Here is an 18,551-nt window from a genome sequence, read left to right on the forward strand (position 1 = left end):
TGCCCCTAACCGATTCTCTCGCGACGTCCGAGGATGCCCTGCGGTCTCACGAGGAGCACCGCGATGAGCACCACGAGGGCGCCGACGTACTTGATGTCAGACGGGATCCAGAGCGTCGAGACCTCGACGAGGATGCCGATGATGAGGGCGCCGACCATGGCGCCGAAGGCGGTTCCGAGCCCGCCGAGGGTGATGGCCGCGAAGATGAGGAGGAGCAGCTGCGCTCCCATGTCCCACTTGATGCCCGGTCGGAAGTACGCCCACAGGATGCCGGAGAGGCCGGCGAGGGTCGCTGCGAGGATCCAGACGATGCGGACCACGCGGTCGACGTCGATGCCGCTGGCCGCTGCGAGGCTCGGGTTGTCCGAGATGGCTCGCGTCGCCTTGCCGGTCTTCGTCTTGATGAGCCACCAGGCCACACCGAGGAGCACCACGACGCTGACCGCCATGCTTATCATGTCGGTCACGCTGAGCGAGACCGTGCCGAACAGCTTGATGTTCTCCTCTCCCGAACCGGGCAGCTGGAACGTCCCGCCGCCGACGAAGTAGAGGAAGACGTAGCGGAGCGCCAGCGACAGGCCGATCGAGACGATCATCACCTGCACGATGCCGACGCCCTTGCGTCTCAAGGGTCTCCAGATGCCGGCGTCGAGCGCGAAGCCGAACGCGGCGCTCAGGGCGAGGGCGATGATGATGGCCAGCCAGATCGGCCATTGCAGGAACACCCCGAACACGAGCGCCATGATCGCGCCGAAGGTCACCATCTCCGCGTGGGCGAAGTTGCTGAGTCCGGTGGTGCCGAACACCAGGGAGGCTCCGATGGCAGCCAGGGCCAGCATGAGCCCGAAGTTCAGGCCGTTGACGAGTCGTTCTGCGAGTTGATCCCAGAAGCTGACGGTGACGCGGACGCCCTCGCCGAGGAAGAAGTTCACCGACTTCGATTGGGTGAGACCGAACTCGGCCTCGATGGTCGAGCCGCCCTCGGCGACGATGACGCCCTTCGGGAGGGTCTCCTCGTCGAGCGTTACCTTGTACGTACCTTTCTCGGGGACGCCGATCTTCCACTTGCCGTCGGCGTCGGTGTCGACATCGGCCTTGTAGCCGTTGCCGTCGACCGTGATGTTCACGCCTTCGAGTGGTTTGTCGTCGTACTTGACGTTCCCAGCGAAGTAGAAGTCGTACTCCTCGCCCACCTCGTCAGCATGGGCCGGGACGGCGCTCATGACGGACGTGAGGGTGATGGCCCCGAACAACAGGGCGATGAGGAGCACGAATCTCCGTGCCAGTCTCGGGTTTCGGGTCGTTCCAGCGAACTTCACTGCACCTCCAGTGCCGGGCCACTTCCGTGGACCGTTCTCCTGCGTCGGACAACGCTGTTCGACGATAGAACCTGATTATTGCCTACATGTTTCGCCCGTGCGTATTTCTCCGCATCGATTTGTCGGGATCGTGGAATAGGGGTAGGCCCCGCTCGGTTACGATGGTGATACCGGCAGGTCTGCGTTTCTCCGGTGTGTTCGTGGCTATGAGAGGGATAAATGGACCAGCCTGATCCGTTCGGATTCGTAGGACTCACATATGACGACGTGCTGCTGCTGCCCGGGCACACCGACGTCATCCCGAGCGAGGCGGAGACCTCGTCCCGCCTGACGAAGCGGATCACCGTGAACACGCCGCTGCTGTCGAGCGCGATGGACACCGTGACCGAGGCCCGCATGGCGATCGCGATGGCTCGCGAGGGCGGCATCGGCATCCTGCACCGCAACCTGTCGATCTCCGACCAGGCCGAACAGGTCGACCGCGTGAAGCGGAGCGAGTCGGGCATGATCACGAACCCGATCACCACCACGGCCGACGCCACCGTCGCCGAGGTCGACGAACTGTGTGGCCAGTTCCGCATCTCGGGCCTCCCGGTCGTCGACGACAAGGGTGTGCTCGTCGGTATCATCACGAACCGCGACATGCGCTTCGTGTCGCCGTTCGAGAAGGCCACGACCCGCGTCAGCGAGGTCATGACGAGCACCGGTCTCGTGACCGCTCCCGTCGGCACCGACCGCAACGCGGTGATGGCGCTCCTCGCGCAGCACCGCATCGAGAAGCTGCCCCTCGTCGACGAGGCGGGCAAGCTCAAGGGCCTCATCACCGTCAAGGACTTCGACAAGAGCGAGAAGTACCCGCTGGCCACGAAGGACGACACGGGTCGTCTGCGGGTCGGTGCGGCCATCGGCTTCTTCGGCGACGCCTGGTCCCGTGCGGGCCAGCTGCTCGACGCCGGCGTCGACGTCATCGTGGTAGACACTGCCAACGGTGAGAGTGCCGGCGTGCTCGACATCATCCGCAAGCTCAAGGCCGACCCGGCGTTCGCCGGTGTCGACGTCATCGGCGGCAACGTCGCGACCCGCTCCGGCGCGCAGGCCCTCATCGAGGCCGGTGCTGACGCGATCAAGGTCGGCGTCGGTCCGGGTTCCATCTGCACCACGCGCGTCGTCGCCGGTGTCGGTGTCCCGCAGATCACCGCCGTCTACGAGGCGTCGCTCGCGGCGCGCGAGGCGAACGTCCCGGTCATCGCCGACGGCGGTCTGCAGTACTCGGGCGACATCGCCAAGGCACTCGTCGCGGGTGCCGACACCGTCATGCTCGGCTCGCTCCTCGCCGGCACCGACGAGAGCCCCGGCGACCTCGTGTTCGTGGGCGGCAAGCAGTTCAAGAACTACCGCGGTATGGGATCGCTCGGAGCCATGCAGACGCGAGGCGAGAAGACCTCGTACTCGAAGGACCGCTACTTCCAGGCCGACGTGCCGAGCGACGACAAGCTGATCCCCGAGGGCATCGAGGGCCAGGTGCCCTACCGCGGCCCGGTGTCGGCCGTCGCGTACCAGCTCATCGGCGGGCTGCGTCAGTCCATGTTCTACGTCGGCGCGCGCAACATCGGCGAGCTGAAGGCCAAGGGCAAGTTCGTCCGCATCACCTCGGCGGGCCTCAAGGAGTCGCACCCGCACGACGTGCAGATCGTCGTCGAGGCGCCGAACTACCGCAAGTAGGCACCCGCACGAACACCGACGGTCCGGCAGGCTTCCGCCTGCCGGACCGTCCTCGTTCCAGGCGACCGGTAGGCTGGTGCGGTGAGCATGGATATTGAGATCGGCCGGTCAAAGCGCGCACGGCGCGCCTACGCGTTCGACGACATCGCCGTCGTCCCGTCGCGGCGGACCCGCGACCCACAGGACGTCTCGGTGTCCTGGTCGATCGACGCCTACCAGTTCGAGATCCCGGTGCTCGCAGCACCGATGGACTCCGTCGTCTCGCCGACGACCGCGATCATGATGGGCCAGCTCGGCGGCGTCGGCGTCCTCGACCTCGAGGGCCTCTGGACGCGGTACGAAGACCCTGAGCCGCTGCTCGCCGAGATCCGGTCGTTGCCGGTCGGCCGCGCGACCGCGCGCATGCAGGAGATCTACTCGGAGCCCATCAAGCCCGAACTCGTCAGGGCCCGGCTCGCCGAGATCCGCGCGGCCGGAGTCACCGTCGCCGCCGCCCTCTCGCCGCAGCGCACGCAGGAGCTCTACGAGACGGTCGTCGCCGCAGGGGTCGACCTCTTCGTCATCCGCGGCACCACCGTGTCCGCCGAGCACGTCTCCAAGAACCAGGAGCCGCTCAACCTCAAGAAGTTCATCTACGAGCTCGACGTCCCCGTGATCGTCGGTGGCGCGGCCACGTACACCGCGGCCCTGCACCTCATGCGGACCGGGGCGGCCGGTGTGCTCGTCGGCTTCGGTGGCGGTGCGGCCTCCACCACGCGGGCCTCGCTCGGCATCCACGCCCCGATGGCGACCGCCGTGGCCGACGTCGCCGGTGCGCGTCGCGACTACCTCGACGAGTCCGGCGGCCGCTACGTGCACGTCATCGCCGACGGCGGTCTCGGGACCTCGGGCGACATCGTCAAGGCCGTCGCGATGGGTGCCGACGCCGTCATGCTCGGGACCGCATTGGCCCGCGCCACGGACGCACCCGGCGGTGGCTGGCACTGGGGTGCCGAGGCGCACCACCTGCACCTGCCGCGCGGTCGCCGTGTCGAGGTCGGCACCGTCGCGACCCTCGAGGAGATCCTGTACGGCCCGTCACCGAAGTCGGACGGTACGGCCAACCTCATCGGCGCGCTCCGTCGCTCGATGGCCACGACCGGCTACTCCGACCTCAAGGAGTTCCAGCGGGTCGAGGTCGTCGTCGCGCCGTACCAGGGCGCCTAGCCCTGCCGGAAGCGAGCCGCTTCCGCAAGCGGTTGTCGGGTCGCATCGCGCCGACTAGCCTCTGAGGCAGAGCCTCGTGGACGAGCACCTGCCTCCGGCAGGATCATCGCGAGGGCGGTTCCAGCGAGCGGAGTTCGACGATGGCCACCACCCACAACAACGTGTCACGTTCCACCAAGCTGGGGATGGAGGAGCGCGACGCCGCGATCGAAGCGTTGAAGTCGAAAGAGCTCGACATCCTCGTCGTCGGTGGTGGCATCGTGGGCACCGGTGCTGCGCTCGACGCCGTCACGCGCGGTCTGAGCACCGGTCTGCTCGAGGCGCGTGACTGGGCGAGCGGCACCTCGAGCCGGTCCTCGAAGCTCGTGCACGGCGGTATCCGTTACCTCGAACAACTCGACTTCCGACTCGTCCGGGAGGCGCTCATCGAGCGCGGGTTGCTGCTGCAGCGCATCGCGCCGCACCTGGTGAAGCCGGTCCGGTTCCTGTACCCGCTCAACAAGCCGGTCTTCGAGCGCCTCTACATCGGCGCCGGCATGCTGCTCTACGACCTCTTCAGCTGGAGCGGTGGCCGTCCGCCCGGCGTCCCGCACCACCGGCACCTGTCCAAGCGTCAGGTCCTGACCTCGATCCCGAGTCTGAAGTCGGACGCGTTCGTGGGCGGGCTCACCTACTACGACGCCCAGGTCGACGACGCCCGGTACGTCTCGTCACTCGCGCGGACGGCGTCGGCCTACGGCGCGCACGTCGCGAGCCGCGTGCGGGTCGAGGGGTTCGTCAAGGTCGGACAGCGCGTCGTGGGCGTCAAGGCGCACGACCTGCAGACCGACGAGCGCTTCGAGATCCGTGCCAAGCAGGTCGTCAACGCGACCGGGGTGTGGACCGACGACACGCAGTCGATGGTGGGGGAGCGCGGCCAGTTCAAGGTCCGCGCGTCGAAGGGCATCCACCTCGTCGTCCCGCGCGACCGCTTCCAGTCGAACATGGGTCTCCTGCTGCGCACGGAGAAGAGCGTCCTCTTCGTCATCCCGTGGGGCCGGCACTGGCTCATCGGCACGACCGACACGGACTGGCACCTCGACAAGGCGCACCCGGCGGCGACCGCGGCCGACATCGACTACCTGCTCGACCACGTCAACACGATCCTCGCCGTGCCGCTGACCCGAGAGGACGTCGAGGGCGTCTACGCCGGCCTCCGTCCGCTGCTGGCCGGCGAATCGGAGCAGACGTCGAAGCTCTCTCGCGAGCACCTCGTCGCGCACTCCGTGCCCGGTCTCGTGGTCATCGCCGGCGGCAAGTGGACCACCTACCGGGTCATGGCGAAGGACGCGATCGACGCCGCGGTGGATGCACTCGACGGCAAGATCCCGGCCAGCGCGACGGAGAACATCGCCCTCCTCGGAGCCGAGGGGTACCAGGCGGCCTGGAACAAGCGTGGCAAGATCGCGCGGGCCTTCGGGGTGCACACGGCTCGCATCGAGCACCTGCTGAACCGCTACGGCGTGCTGACGGACGAACTGCTCGACCTCATCAAGGATGACCCGACGCTCGCCGAAGCGCTGCCGGGGGCGGACGACTACATCGGGGCGGAGGTCGTCTACGCGGCCTCCCACGAGGGTGCTCTCCACCTCGACGACGTCCTCGCCCGTCGGACGCGCATCTCCATCGAGGCCTGGGACCGTGGCGTCTCGGCGGCCCCGGTCGCGGCGAAGCTCATGGGTGGGGTCCTGGGGTGGGACGAGGAGCGCATCGAGAAGGAGGTCTCCTACTACCTCACGCGCGTCGCGGCGGAGCGGGCCTCGCAGGAACAGCCGAACGACGAGGCCGCCGACCGCGTGCGCCTGGAGGCACCGGACATCGTCCCCGGGGCCTGAACCGGCGGTGATCGCCCGCAGCGCAACGGCTGCGGGCGCCTCGGGCGAGCGGGCCAGGTGTGGCGGATAGACTAGGAGGACTGCCACAACAAGCCTGAGGAGTACAGCCATGGTGGATGTTCGGCGGGTCAAACTTCCCGGGGTCGGTGTGCTCCACACCTTCGTCACGGACGACGGCGGCAAGGTCGGCGTCATCGCCCACCGGTCCGGCCACAGCGACCTCATCACCTTCGCCGACCACGAGGACGGCGCCGATGCCGGCAAGGTGTCGCTCCGGCTCAACGAGGACGAGGCGCACACGCTGGCCGAACTCCTCGGTGGCACGCAGATCACCGAGTCGCTCAGCGCGCTCGACCAGATCCCCGGGCTCAGCATCGACTGGTTCACCGTCGACTACGAAGACCACATCGCCGGGCAGCCGCTCGGCAACCCCGCCGAGAAGGGCATGGTCGGGCTGACCGTCGTCGCCGTCGTGCGCGGCGACTCCGCCAACCCGGCCCCTGCTGCGGACTTCCGGGTCTTCCCGGGAGACACCCTCGTCGTCGCGGGCAGTCCCGAGAAGGTCGCCAAGGCCTTCGCCTACTTCCGTTCGGGCGCCGTCAAGAAGGTCGCCGTCGACGCTCCGCCCGGAGGGTAGGCATGCTGCACGCCGCGACCGACAACCCCCACCTCGGCCAGGATCTGCTCATCCTCGGCGTCCTGTTCGTCATCGCCTACATCCTCGGCCGCCTCGGCAAGCTGATCGGCCTCCCGTCGATCCCCGTCTACATGCTGGTCGGCCTGCTCGCGAGTCCGTACACGGGCTGGTTCCCGCTCGACTTCGCCAGCGCGCAGATCGAACTCATCGCCGTCTTCGGCCTCGTGCTCCTGCTGTTCAACCTCGGCCTGGAGTTCGATCAGGACGAGTTCTTCGGCAACGCCGGGAAGCTCATCGTCTCCGGCGGCTCCTACATCCTCGTCAACATGGCCGCCGGGCTGGTGTTCGGGTTCCTGGTCGGGTGGGGCACGCGGGAGGCGCTCATCATCGCCGGCATCACGGCGACGAGCTCGAGCGCGATCGTCACGAAGCTCCTCATCGAGCTCAAACGGCTGACGAACGACGAGACGCCGATGATCCTGGGCGTCACCGTGGTGGAGGACATCTTCATCGCGATCTACCTCGCCATCGTCGGTGTCGTCCTGAGCGGCGAGACCGAGGTGTGGCCGGTCATCGGCAAGCTCGCGATCGCCTTCACGTTCATCCTCGTGATGTTCGCGATCGCCCGGTTCGGCGGTCGGTTCGTATCGCGGCTGTTCCGCACCAAGGACGACGAGCTCTTCACGATCCTGTTCTTCGGCCTCGCGGTCGCGTTCGGCGGTATCGGCGAGCTCCTCGGGGTCACCGACGCGATCGGCGCCTTCCTCATCGGCCTGGTTCTCGGTGCCACCCGGTTCCGCAACAAGATCGAGCAGATCGCGATCCCGCTCCGCGACGTGTTCGGTGCGTTCTTCTTCCTGAACTTCGGGCTCGCGCTCGACGCGACGAAGTTCGGCAGCGTCCTCGTCCCGGTGCTCCTCGCCGTCCTCATGACGGTGGTCCTCAACGTCCTGGCCGGTCAGTTCGTCGCCTGGCTCAACGGACTCGGGCCGCAAGCTGGGATCAACGCCGCGGTCATCCTGCAGAATCGCGGCGAGTTCGCCCTCATCCTCGCGACGCTCTCGCTGAGCGCGGGGCTCAATCCGCTCATCCAACCGTTCGCCGGGCTCTACGTGCTCATCATGGCCGTGATGGGCCCGATCGTCGCCGGTCGGTCCGAGCAGATCGGCGCCGTCATCCTGCGTCCGCGCCGCCGGAAGGCGCGCCGAGTGGAGCAGGTCGACACGACGGCGGAGGAGGCCATCGCGCTCGTCGAGGGTGCGGGCGACGCCCAGGACACGACACCCGCCGACACCGATCAGGCGGCCATCGACCGACTCGTCGAACAGGCGATGAACGACCAGGAACCACCAGCACGAAAGCGAGAGCCCGATTACTAGCACCGCCCCGTCGGCACCAGGCCCCGACAACCACGGACAGGTCCGTCCGACGCTCCGCTCCGTCATGCTGCGTCCCCGGTGGATCGGCGTCCTCGTCCTCTGTCTCGCCGTCGCGGGCGCGTTCGCCGCGCTCGGGCAGTGGCAGCTCGCACGCGCCATCGAATCCGGGCAGGTGGTGCCGACCGAGACCGAGTCGGTCCGGCCGCTCGCGGACGTCCTCGAACCGGGTGTCGGCATCCGAGAGGCCGACGCCGGACAGCGGGTGAGCGTGTCGGGAACCTGGGTGCCGGAGGACTACCTCGTGGTGGGCAACCGGGTGAACGACGGAACGCTCGGGTACTGGGTGACGGGCCACCTCGCGACGGACCGCCCTGACCATGCCGGTCTCGCGGTCGCGCTCGGCTGGACGAAGGACCGCGAGACCGCCGACCGCGTCGCAGAGGCGTTGAACGCGGACGCCCCCACCGGCGCCGTCGAGCTCGAAGGGCGGCTGAACCCGCCGGAGGGCCCGGAGGAGCCGGCAGCGGACGCCGCACCGACCGACCTCGACAACATGTCGGTCGCCGCACTGCTGAACCGCTGGAACGACGCCGACGGCCTGCGGGTGTTCAGCGCGTTCGTCGTGGACGACGTCGCCGCCGACGGACTCGAGCCCATCTCGTCGCCCGCGCCCAGCCAGGAGATCCAGCTCAACTGGTTGAACATCTTCTACGCGGCCGAGTGGGTCGTCTTCGCGTGCTTCGCCGTGTTCCTCTGGTTCCGGCTCGCCAAGGACGCCTGGGAGCGCGAGATCGAGGAGCTCGAGGACGCCGAGGAGGAGGCCGCAGCGCTCCGTCCGTGATGTCCGGTCGCCTGGCGGCCACGGGTAAGATGGGGGCATGCCCCTCCAGCCGAAACCGTCGACGTTTCCCGCGATCCGAGGCGCGCTGAAGTTCTACCAGGTGGCCGCCCCCATCACCGGTGTGCTGCTCCTGTCGCTCTGCGCCGAGATGCTCATGAAGTACGCGTTCGGCCTCGAGCTCGAGCTCGGCGGTGCTTACGGCTTCCTCGCCTTCGTGCCCTCCGGCACCGCCACCGCGGTCAACCTCAGCACGGGCATCCTCATCATCCACGGCTGGTTCTACGTCGTGTACCTGTTCGCCGCGTTCCGGCTCTGGAGCCTCATGCGGTGGAACGTCCTGCGTCTGCTCTGGCTCGCGCTCGGCGGCATCATCCCGTTCCTGTCCTTCTTCTTCGAGAGCCGCATCCCGCGGGAAGTGAAGGGCTACCTCTCCGGCCGCGAAGCAGCAGCGGCCGCCGAACCCGTGGAGTCCATGCAGTGAGTGAAACCACCCCCGCCGCCGCAGCGGAGCAGACCGCCGCCCGACCGGTCCTCGTCGTCGACTTCGGTGCGCAGTACGCGCAGCTGATCGCGCGTCGCGTCCGCGAAGCCGGCGTGTACTCCGAGATCGTGCCGCACACCGTGTCCGCCGCCGAGGTCGCCGCCAAGAACCCCGTCGGGATCGTCTTGTCCGGTGGTCCGTCCAGCGTGTACGAGCCGGGCGCTCCGTCGCTCGACGAGGGCATCCTCGAGCTCGGCGTCCCGACCTTCGGCATCTGCTACGGCTTCCAGGTCATGGCCAAGCAGCTCGGTGGAGAGGTCGCGCACACCGGTCTCCGGGAGTACGGCGCCACCGACGCGACCAGCGTCGTCGACGTCCCTGGCACCCTCCTGCACGGCGTCCCGACCGAGCAGAACGTCTGGATGAGCCACGGCGACTCCGTCTCCAAGGCCCCCGAGGGCTTCGAGGTCCTCGCCTCGACCGCCTCGACCCCGGTCGCCGCCTTCGCGAACGCGGAACGCGGCCTCTACGGCGTCCAGTGGCACCCCGAGGTCAAGCACTCCGCTTACGGCCAGCAGGTGCTCGAGAACTTCCTCCACCGGGCGGCCGGCATCCCGGCCGACTGGAACAGCGGCAACGTCATCGCCGAACAGGTCGACCGCATCCGCGCCCAGGTGGGCGACGCCAAGGTCATCTGCGGGCTCTCCGGCGGTGTCGACTCGGCCGTCGCCGCGGCGCTCGTGCACAAGGCCGTCGGCGACCAGCTCGTCTGCATCTTCGTCGACCACGGCCTGCTCCGGAAGGACGAGCGACGCCAGGTCGAGGAGGACTTCGTCGCCTCGACCGGCGTCCGGCTGGTCACGGTCGACGCCCGCGAGCAGTTCCTGTCGGCGCTCGCCGGCGTCAGCGACCCGGAGCAGAAGCGCAAGATCATCGGCCGCGAGTTCATCCGGTCCTTCGAACAGGCCGAGATCGACCTCGTGAAGGAGGCCCAGAGCGAGGGTGAGCCCATCCGCTTCCTCGTCCAGGGCACGCTGTACCCCGACGTCGTCGAGTCCGGCGGCGGATCCGGTACGGCCAACATCAAGAGCCACCACAACGTCGGCGGCCTGCCGGAAGACCTCCAGTTCGAACTCGTCGAGCCCCTGCGCACCCTGTTCAAGGACGAGGTCCGGGCTATCGGTCGCGAGCTGGGCCTCCCGGAGGAGATCGTCGGACGTCAGCCGTTCCCCGGTCCCGGACTCGGTATCCGCATCGTCGGTGAGGTCACGGCCGAGCGTCTCGACCTCCTCCGCGACGCCGACGCGATCGTCCGCGAGGAACTGACCGCGGCCGGGCTCGACCAGGAGATCTGGCAGTGCCCCGTGGTCCTGCTGGCGGACGTCCGTTCCGTGGGCGTGCAGGGCGACGGCCGCACCTACGGCCACCCGATCGTGCTGCGACCGGTCTCGTCTGAAGACGCCATGACCGCCGACTGGACCCGCCTGCCGTACGACGTCCTCGCGCGCATCAGCAACCGCATCACCAATGAGGTGAAGGACGTCAACCGCGTCGTGCTCGACGTCACGTCGAAGCCACCGGGGACCATCGAGTGGGAGTGATCGCTCCCTGAGCCATCGGAAGGCCGTCCCGTTCGCGGGGCGGCCTTCCGTCGTCCGCGCCCTTCGACAGGCTCAGGGACCGGGGTGGGTGGCTCAGCGACCGGGGATGGTGCCTCGGTCCGAGGGGTTCGGTCCCTGTCGAAGGGCAGTACCTCGACCGGCCCGGGGAACGACGAAGGCCCGCCCCGCGAACGGGACGGGCCTTGCAGTGCGTGCGCTCCTAGTTGCGGGAGATAGCCAGCAGACGCAGGATCTCGACGTAGATCCAGATGACCGTGACCATGATGCCGAAGGCGCCGGTCCAGCCGTACTTGGCGGGTGCGCGGTTCTGCACGCCACGCTGGATGAAGTCGAAGTCGAGCACCAGCGAGTACGCACCCATCAGCACCGCGAAGATGCCGATGACGATCCCGAGCGGGATGCCGAAGATCGTCGCGCCGTAGAGGCCGAACGGGTTGTTCAGCACGCCCGTGAACATGAGCACGAGGTTGAGGAGCTGGAAGACGCCGTAGCCGATGATGGCGACGAGGAAGACCTTCGTCAGCTTCTTCGAGGCGCGGACCTTGCCGCTCGCGAAGAGGGCGAGGGTCACGCCGACGACGGCGAGGGTCGCGAGGACCGCCTGGACGACGACGCCGGACCAGGCCGGGTTCGCCTCGAAGACGCGCGAGATGCCACCGACGAAGAGTCCCTGGAAGACCGCGTACCCGAGGATGAGCGCCGGGACCGGCTCCTTCTTGAAGGAGTTGACGAGACCGAGGCCGAGGCCGCCGATCATGCCGATGATCATGGGGAGGGCGTAGCCGCTGCCCGCCTGCAGGAGGGAGGTCGTCCACATCCAGGAGATGACGGCGAACACGACGAGGACGGCGAACGAGCCGAGGGTCTTGACGAGCGTGTTCTCGATCGTCATGCGGTCGGCGGTGCCGACGCCCGCCGGTGCGGTGGGCTGCTCGTACATCTTGCGGAGCTGTTCGGCGGTCAGCGAGGGGTTCGCTGCTTGAGCTGCCTGCAGCGTCCCGCCTCCCTGCTTCGCGAATGCCGGGTTCTTCGAGAACGCGGGATTGTCGAGGGCCATGGCTGATTCCTACTCTCAGTCGTGGAGGCTGTGTCGCGCCAAGCGGCGCTGCTGACACCCAGAGTATCCGAGTTCCCTTTGAATCAGCCGGGTCGCGCGTGGAAAACCCCGAACGGACGCCGATGTTCGCGGCGGGCTGACAGCCGGCTCCCTGCGCGCACGCCGGAGCGTCGTCCTAGGCTGATGGCGTGCGCATCGACTCCCTGCCCAACCCGCTCGTCATCGGACACCGCGGGGCTCCCGGTTACCGCCCCGAGCACACCGAGTCCTCCTACCGCTTGGCTGTCGCGCTCGGTGCGGACGCCGTCGAGCCCGATCTCGTCGCGTCGAAGGACGGAGTCCTCGTGGTCCGACACGAGAACGAGATCTCCGGGACGACCGACGTCGCCGCCCGAGCGGAGTTCGCCGACCGGCGGACGACGAAGCGCGTCGACGGCCACGAGCTGACCGGGTGGTTCACCGAGGACTTCACCTGGGCCGAGCTGTCGACCCTGACCGCACGCGAGCGGATCCCCGAGGTACGGACGGTGAGCGCGGGATTCGACGGTACCGAGGGCATCCTGCGGTTCGTCGACCTCGTCGCGGTCGTGCGCAGCGCGGCCGAAGCGCACCGACGACCCGTCGGCATCGTGGCCGAGGTGAAGCACGCCGACTACTTCGCGTCGATCGGCCTCCCGCTCGATCGGCTCCTCGCCGAGGAGCTCGCCGCCCTGGAGTTCGGCACCGATCCCGATGCGGAGCCGCTCATCATCGAGTCGTTCGAGCAGTCGGTCCTCATGGCGTTGCAGGCCCGTCGGGTGCAGGCGGAGTTCGTGTACCTCATCGAGCGGTCGGGCAGACCGAGCGATCTCGTCGCCCGGCTGGGGGATTCGGCCCCGTCCTACGCCGACGCGATGACCGACGCCGGGCTCGCGGCGCTCGCCCTCGAGGTCGACGCCATCAGTGTCGACAAGGCCATGCTCATCGACTTGGGCGACGACGACGGCGCCCACCCGACGGACCTCGTGGAGCGTGCCCACGCGGCGGGCCTGCGCGTCTACACCTGGACCCTCCGCCCCGAGAACCGGTTCCTCGCGCCACCCTTCCGGGACGGGTCCGATCCGGCGGCGGTCGGCCGCTGGCTCGAGGAGTTCGTCCTGGTGCTCTCCTCGGGGGTCGACGGCTGCTTCGTGGACCAGGCCGACCTCGGCGTCGCCGCCCGGTCGGCGGCCGGCGACCGTGCGGATCACCGCGACGGTCATGCTCGGCCGAGCGATGTCGGGGGCAGCGCCTAGACTTGCAGGCGATATGGCGAGCTCTCCTTCTTCGAACGCCGACGCCGTGCAACCGGTGATCGTCGGCTGGCCCACGGCAACCGTCCCCGAGTCGTCCTCCGACGAGCGTGCCGGCGGGAGTCGGCTGCTGGAGGGGCTCAACCCGCAGCAACGGATCGCGGTGGAGTACCGGGGCCAGGCCCTGCTCATCATCGCCGGTGCCGGGTCCGGCAAGACGAGTGTGCTCACCCGCCGCGTTGCGCTGCTGCTCGAGCAGCGGGAGGCCTGGCCGAGCCAGATCCTGGCGATCACGTTCACCAACAAGGCCGCCGCCGAGATGCGCGAGCGGGTGCAGGCGCTCGTCGGCCAGGCCGCGCAGGGCATGTGGATCTCCACCTTCCACTCCGCCTGCGTCCGCATCCTCCGCCGCGAGGCCGAGCACTTCGGCTTCACCAAGAACTTCACGATCTACGACAGCGGCGACCAACGTGCCCTCCTGAAGCGCATCATCAAGGAGCTCGAGGCCGACGCATACGGCTTCACGCCGTCGAACACCTCGGCGAAGATCTCGAAGCTCAAGAACGAGCTGTCGGACGTCGAGTCGTACTCCCGCACGATCAACACCAACGACCCGCAGGAACTCGTGTTCCTGCAGGTCTTCCGGAAGTACACGCGCGCGCTGGCCGACGCGAACGCCTTCGACTTCGACGACCTCATCAGCCAGACGGTGTTCCTCTTCCGGGCGTTCCCGCACGTCGCGGCGCAGTACCAGCAGCGGTTCCGCCACATCCTCGTCGACGAGTACCAGGACACCAACCACGCCCAGTACTCGCTCATCCGGGAGCTCACCCGCGCGCCTGAGGCCGGCACGGATCAGCTCGCCACCACCCGCACCGAGGGTGCCTCGCTCACCGTCGTCGGTGACTCGGACCAGTCGATCTACGCGTTCCGCGGGGCCGACATCCGGAACATCACCGAGTTCGAGCGCGACTTCCCGGGTGCCAAGGTGGTGCTGCTCGAGCAGAACTACCGCTCCACGCAGAACATCCTCTCGGCCGCGAACGCGGTCATCTCCAACAACTTCGACCGCAAGGACAAGAAGCTCTGGACGGCCGTCGGCGACGGGGAGAAGATCGTCGGCTTCACGGGGTACTCCGGCCACGACGAGGCGCAGTTCATCGCCGACGAGATCGAGAAGCTCCGGAACGCCGGCACGGCCTACAGCGACATCGCGGTGTTCTACCGGACGAACGCCCAAACGCGTGCGCTCGAGGAGATCTTCATCCGTGCGGCCCTCCCGTACCGGATCATGGGCGGCACCAAGTTCTATGAACGCGCCGAGATCAAGGACGCCCTCGCCTACCTCGTGTCGGTCGCGAACCCGGCCGACATCATGGCGCTGCGGCGCATCCTGAACACGCCCAAGCGTGGCATCGGGCCGGCCACGGAGACGGCGCTCGCGAGCTTCGCCGAGAACAACGGCGTCACCTTCCGCGAGGCCATGCGGCGCGCCGACGCCCTCGGGCTCGGGCCGAAGGTCACGAGCGCGATCCTGCAGCTGTCGGCGCTCCTCGACGAAGCGCAGGCCGCGCTCGACGACGCCGCCGCGGCCGACCGCCCGACGGCGTCCGCGACCGCCGTCGGCGACGTCCTGTCGCTCCTCATGACGAAGAGCGGCTACCTCGACTCGCTGCGCAACAGTCGCGACCCGCAGGATGAGGCACGCGCCGAGAACGTCGACGAGCTCATCGCCGTCACCAAGGAGTTCGCCAAGAACAACCCCGACGGCGGCATCGTCGACTTCCTGACGGAGGTCTCGCTCGTCGCCGCGGCCGACGACCTCGACGACGCGACGGGCAGCGTGTCGCTCATGACCCTGCACACGGCGAAGGGCCTCGAGTACGACGCGGTCTTCCTGACGGGCATCGAGGAGGACCTCCTCCCGCACCGGATGTCGGCGAACGAGCCTGGCGGCCCGGCCGAGGAGCGACGCCTGTTCTACGTCGGCATCACCCGCGCCCGGAAGCGCCTGTACCTCTCGCTGGCGATGACGCGTGCCCAGTACGGCGAGACGGCCGTCGCCATGCCCAGCCGCTACTTGCAGGAGATCCCGGCCGAACTGATCGAGTGGCGTCAGTCGCCCGGCAATGTCAACGGTCGTGGTGGCACGCAGTCGCGTGCCCTGAACGCCCGCCGTGCCCCCTCGAGCGACCGCTGGTCGGTCCGCTCGCTCCCCGAGGGCGCCTCCGCGGGCGACACCCGGTTCTCCGGCGGTTCGAGCAAGCCGGAGACGGCCTGGGCCAACCGCATCACGGCGAAGGTCCGCGACAACGGCGATCTCGAGCTCGCTCCCGGCGACCGCATCTCCCACGCGGACTTCGGACCGGGCCGGGTGAACGCGGTGACCGGTGAAGGCGCGAAGCGCATCGCCCATGTCCAGTTCGAGTCAGCCGGAGCGAAGAAGCTGCTGATCAAGATCGCGCCCATCGAGAAGCTCGACTGACTGCGCTGAGGCGCGCACCGTCGGTCCGGCCGGTTCCCTGAGCGGGATCCAGCATCTAGGCTGATGCATCATGGGTCTGTTCTCCAAGCGCAACGCGTCCGATGCCCGATCTGCAGCCGTGGAGGCCGAGACATCCGCACCTGAGGATGAGGTGGATCCGGCCGCGGAAGCCCCGGAGACCGTGCCGCAGGTGTCGATCTCGGTCACGACGGTCAACGCAGCCGCTCGGACACCGGAGGCACCTGTCTCCGTGCCTGCTGCGGCCCCGGCGCCGGCCCGGGCGCCCGCTCCCGTCGAGCCTGACTCCAACGTCGACCTCGCGCAGGCGCTCACGGCCCTGGCGGAGGGTGGCGATGAACGGGCGATGATGCACGTGTTGCGGCAGAGCATCCAGGGCAAGCTGCTGTTGTCCACCAGCCTCGACGGCGTCTCGGAGGAAGACAAGGCTGCCGGGCGCATCCCGCTCGGCGTCCACCGCGACCCGGAGGGCGCCGTCTACCTCCTCGCCTTCACCTCGTCGCGTGAGCTCGAGAAGACGCGGACGGCGGACGGGCCGGTCACCGGGGTCGCGGTGGACGCCGTCTGGGCACTCCGTCAGGCGACCGGCGAAGGCTACGCCGGCATCGTCCTGAACCCCGCCGACGGCAAGGCGAGTGCGGTCGTCCCGAAGACGCTGATCGTGCGTCTGTTCGGGGACGGCCGGAACAACGACCTCGCGAAGCAGGCGCTCGCCCAGCCGCGAGAACCCGACGCCCTCCAGCGGCTGGTGGCGGCACTCGCCGCGCACGGCGGGTTCGTAGCCGGTCGCGCCGAGGTCGACGAGGACGGCAACCGCAAGACCGTCGGCATCGCGGAGACGCGCCTCGGGGACCGCCGACTGCTCGAGGTCTTCACCTCGCCCATCGAGATCGCCGCACTGGGACGAGGGGATGACGCGTACCCGGTCACCGCAGCGGAACTCGCGGCCGCGCTCCGCAGCGACGAGGGCATCACCGGGATCATCGTGAACCCTGCGGCGCCGTGGCTGGACGTCGACCGCGCCCAGCTCGCACCCCTCCTCGACGTGCGCTGAGCCCCGCACCCGCACCACTCGGAGTGATCCGCCGACGGAGAGCGAGCAGGATGCCGCCGAGCGCGAGCGCTCCGATCGCCGCGGAGCTGGCCAGGAGCAGGGAGCGGTCGTCGGCGCCGGTCTCGGCGAGGCGCGCTTCGGGCACGGTCGGCGTCGAGGCGAGGGTGATCTCCGAGGCGACGCCGAAGGCGGATCGCCAGGGGCGGATCATCGTGCCGCCGTTCTCCGGCAGGGTGTCGCTCGGCTCGATGCGCTCGACCCAGACGTAGTAGCCGTCCTCGGGGAGGACGCAGGACGGCGTCGTGTACTCGCCGGGGCCTGCATCCACGAGCGTCTCGACCTCGCAGACCACCGGTGCTCCGAGCGGGACCTCCGGTGCCTCGACCGGGCGCTCCGCGAACGGACCGAGCAACTGGCTTCGGACGGTCACCGGGATCGGCGTGTACGGTCCACCCTCCGGCCCGATGAGGCCCCACTCCGCTGCGAGGCCGGTGTCGGTCGCGATCCCGACGGACAGCCGGTCGGTGACCTCGGTTCCCGGTGTCGCCGTCGCGTGCGAGGTGGTGGTGACGACGACCGGCTGGAAGGGGAGTGGCGTGGGGCGCTCGCGGTCGGCGCTCGCTCCGGCCGCGACCGTGATCGGGCGGGCGATGAGGACGCTCTGCACGTTGGCGGCGCTTCGAGCGATCGTGAGGCCGGCACCGTAGGGCAGCTCACCGAACGTGGCGTTCGCTGAGAACGCCACGACGGCGGCATCGGTGCTCGGCAGGATCCGCAGGCTCTCACCGTTCCCGACGGCCCGCTCGGACGTGCCGTCCTCGAAGGTAGCGCCGTCGAGGGTGACGGTCCCGGTGTGGGTGCCCGGTGGCAGGGTGGTGACGCCGGAGGAGATGAAGTCGACGGCGAGTTCGGTTCGGACGAGGTCGAATCCGTCCTCGCCGCGTTCGATGGACATGGTGGCGCTCGCTCCCCGACTCGCGCCGCCGGGACCGTCGGCCTCGGCGAGCATCTGATGGGCCCGGGAGAGCACGCGGTCGGCGCTCGCTCCTGCCCGAGCGGCGATCTGCGCCGGCGTCCACCCGTTCAGGCCGGTGATGATCCAGGTGGCGAGCTGGCCTGCAGCTGCCTCGTCGGCGTCCTGGCTGGCGCCCCAGTGCCGCGACAGGTAGGCCAGGCGGGCGGCGTCCTCGGGGGTGAACCACCCGAGCGATGATCCGTCGACGTGCTCGTAGGCGTGACCCGGCGGGATCGGGAGGTCGAGGTTGATGCAGAACCCGACCGTCCCGTCGTCGAAGGCCCACGAGCCGAGCCAGCGGCCGTTCGACGCGTCGCGGTGACCGTAGGCGGCGCCGGTGGCGGTCAGTGCGGAGGATGCGGTCGCGCCGCCGAGGACGATGCCGAGGACGAGCGTGAGCAGGATCGGGACGGCTGCCAGGAGCCCGAGGATCCGCGGTCTGCCGCCGAGGAGGCGGCCGGTCTGGGGGAGGTGGTGTGTTGTCATGCCCCCATCGTGCGAACCGCGGCACCTCGGTCAGCCGGGCGGGAATCCGAATGTGGACGGGACGGCTCCGCCAGCGGGCTGTGG

14 protein-coding genes are annotated in these 18,551 nt (G+C 68.9%); 11 read left to right on the plus strand and 3 right to left on the minus strand.

Annotated elements, in window-relative coordinates:
- Window positions 1–5 precede the first annotated feature (5 nt).
- Complete coding sequence (locus EAO79_RS09555) at window positions 6–1,223, minus strand: branched-chain amino acid ABC transporter permease (protein ID WP_079706237.1); 1,218 nt, start codon at window positions 1,221–1,223, stop codon at window positions 6–8.
- A 315-nt stretch (window positions 1,224–1,538) separates the two neighbouring features.
- Between EAO79_RS09555 and guaB the strand changes: the two genes are divergently transcribed.
- The 8 genes from guaB (at window position 1,539) to guaA (ending at window position 11,060) form a co-directional block, all read left to right on the plus strand.
- Complete coding sequence (gene guaB, locus EAO79_RS09560; protein WP_124768834.1) at window positions 1,539–3,041, plus strand: IMP dehydrogenase; 1,503 nt, start codon at window positions 1,539–1,541, stop codon at window positions 3,039–3,041.
- An 87-nt stretch (window positions 3,042–3,128) separates the two neighbouring features.
- Entirely contained in the window at window positions 3,129–4,247 is a 1,119-nt protein-coding gene (locus EAO79_RS09565; RefSeq protein WP_124770134.1) for a GuaB3 family IMP dehydrogenase-related protein, read from the plus strand.
- A gap of 140 nt (window positions 4,248–4,387) precedes the next feature.
- On the plus strand, window positions 4,388–6,121 hold the full coding sequence (locus tag EAO79_RS09570; RefSeq protein WP_201299379.1) for a glycerol-3-phosphate dehydrogenase/oxidase: 1,734 nt from the start codon (window positions 4,388–4,390) through the stop codon (window positions 6,119–6,121).
- A gap of 109 nt (window positions 6,122–6,230) precedes the next feature.
- On the plus strand, window positions 6,231–6,758 hold the full coding sequence (locus tag EAO79_RS09575; RefSeq protein WP_056008027.1) for a cation:proton antiporter regulatory subunit: 528 nt from the start codon (window positions 6,231–6,233) through the stop codon (window positions 6,756–6,758).
- 2 nt (window positions 6,759–6,760) lie between these two features.
- A complete protein-coding gene (locus EAO79_RS09580; protein WP_124768835.1) occupies window positions 6,761–8,137 on the plus strand; it encodes a cation:proton antiporter in 1,377 nt (458 codons plus the stop codon).
- A 64-nt stretch (window positions 8,138–8,201) separates the two neighbouring features.
- A complete protein-coding gene (locus EAO79_RS09585) occupies window positions 8,202–8,978 on the plus strand; it encodes an SURF1 family protein (RefSeq protein WP_124768836.1) in 777 nt (258 codons plus the stop codon).
- Between the two features lie 37 nt (window positions 8,979–9,015).
- Window positions 9,016–9,459, plus strand: a complete 444-nt coding sequence (locus EAO79_RS09590; RefSeq protein WP_056778703.1) for a DUF3817 domain-containing protein — start codon at window positions 9,016–9,018, stop codon at window positions 9,457–9,459.
- The gene (gene guaA, locus EAO79_RS09595) at window positions 9,456–11,060 is read left to right on the plus strand and encodes a glutamine-hydrolyzing GMP synthase (RefSeq protein ID WP_124768837.1); all 1,605 of its coding nucleotides are present in this window, start codon (window positions 9,456–9,458) and stop codon (window positions 11,058–11,060) included. Before EAO79_RS09590 ends, guaA begins: the two co-directional genes overlap by 4 nt.
- A 220-nt stretch (window positions 11,061–11,280) precedes the next feature.
- Here the strand turns inward: guaA and EAO79_RS09600 are convergent, their stop codons facing one another.
- Window positions 11,281–12,138, minus strand: coding sequence for a Bax inhibitor-1/YccA family protein (locus EAO79_RS09600; RefSeq protein WP_064296659.1), 858 nt, complete (start codon window positions 12,136–12,138; stop codon window positions 11,281–11,283).
- Window positions 12,139–12,332: 194 nt separating this feature from the next.
- Between EAO79_RS09600 and EAO79_RS09605 the strand changes: the two genes are divergently transcribed.
- The 3 genes from EAO79_RS09605 (at window position 12,333) to EAO79_RS09615 (ending at window position 16,966) form a co-directional block, all read left to right on the plus strand.
- Window positions 12,333–13,412 carry a glycerophosphodiester phosphodiesterase family protein gene (locus EAO79_RS09605; protein WP_124770136.1) on the plus strand — a complete coding sequence of 360 codons (1,080 nt, stop codon included), beginning with the start codon at window positions 12,333–12,335 and terminating at the stop codon, window positions 13,410–13,412.
- Window positions 13,413–13,425: 13 nt separating this feature from the next.
- Window positions 13,426–15,894 (plus strand): ATP-dependent helicase, encoded by a 2,469-nt coding sequence (locus tag EAO79_RS09610; protein ID WP_124768838.1) that lies wholly within the window; start codon window positions 13,426–13,428, stop codon window positions 15,892–15,894.
- 70 nt (window positions 15,895–15,964) lie between these two features.
- Window positions 15,965–16,966: an SseB family protein gene (locus tag EAO79_RS09615; RefSeq protein ID WP_124768839.1), complete on the plus strand. Its 1,002-nt coding sequence runs from the start codon at window positions 15,965–15,967 to the stop codon at window positions 16,964–16,966.
- Here the strand turns inward: EAO79_RS09615 and EAO79_RS09620 are convergent.
- Window positions 16,893–18,467, minus strand: a complete 1,575-nt coding sequence (locus EAO79_RS09620) for a hypothetical protein (RefSeq protein ID WP_124768840.1) — start codon at window positions 18,465–18,467, stop codon at window positions 16,893–16,895. The genes EAO79_RS09615 and EAO79_RS09620 overlap by 74 nt on opposite strands.
- Window positions 18,468–18,551: the final 84 nt, after the last annotated feature.

It is taken from the genome of Plantibacter sp. PA-3-X8 (genome assembly GCF_003856975.1).
Taxonomy (GTDB): Bacteria; Actinomycetota; Actinomycetes; order Actinomycetales; family Microbacteriaceae; genus Plantibacter; species Plantibacter auratus.

Coding starts and splice junctions, on each gene's coding strand:
- EAO79_RS09555 (WP_079706237.1), bottom strand. CDS start 1,223: ATGAGCGCCGTCCCGGCCCATGCTGACGAGGTGGGCGAGGAGTACGAC.
- guaB (WP_124768834.1), top strand. CDS start 1,539: ATGGACCAGCCTGATCCGTTCGGATTCGTAGGACTCACATATGACGAC.
- EAO79_RS09610 (WP_124768838.1), top strand. CDS start 13,426: ATGGCGAGCTCTCCTTCTTCGAACGCCGACGCCGTGCAACCGGTGATC.
- EAO79_RS09575 (WP_056008027.1), top strand. CDS start 6,231: ATGGTGGATGTTCGGCGGGTCAAACTTCCCGGGGTCGGTGTGCTCCAC.
- EAO79_RS09565 (WP_124770134.1), top strand. CDS start 3,129: ATGGATATTGAGATCGGCCGGTCAAAGCGCGCACGGCGCGCCTACGCG.
- EAO79_RS09585 (WP_124768836.1), top strand. CDS start 8,202: ATGCTGCGTCCCCGGTGGATCGGCGTCCTCGTCCTCTGTCTCGCCGTC.
- EAO79_RS09600 (WP_064296659.1), bottom strand. CDS start 12,138: ATGGCCCTCGACAATCCCGCGTTCTCGAAGAACCCGGCATTCGCGAAG.
- EAO79_RS09590 (WP_056778703.1), top strand. CDS start 9,016: ATGCCCCTCCAGCCGAAACCGTCGACGTTTCCCGCGATCCGAGGCGCG.
- EAO79_RS09570 (WP_201299379.1), top strand. CDS start 4,388: ATGGCCACCACCCACAACAACGTGTCACGTTCCACCAAGCTGGGGATG.
- EAO79_RS09615 (WP_124768839.1), top strand. CDS start 15,965: ATGGGTCTGTTCTCCAAGCGCAACGCGTCCGATGCCCGATCTGCAGCC.
- EAO79_RS09580 (WP_124768835.1), top strand. CDS start 6,761: ATGCTGCACGCCGCGACCGACAACCCCCACCTCGGCCAGGATCTGCTC.
- EAO79_RS09620 (WP_124768840.1), bottom strand. CDS start 18,467: ATGACAACACACCACCTCCCCCAGACCGGCCGCCTCCTCGGCGGCAGA.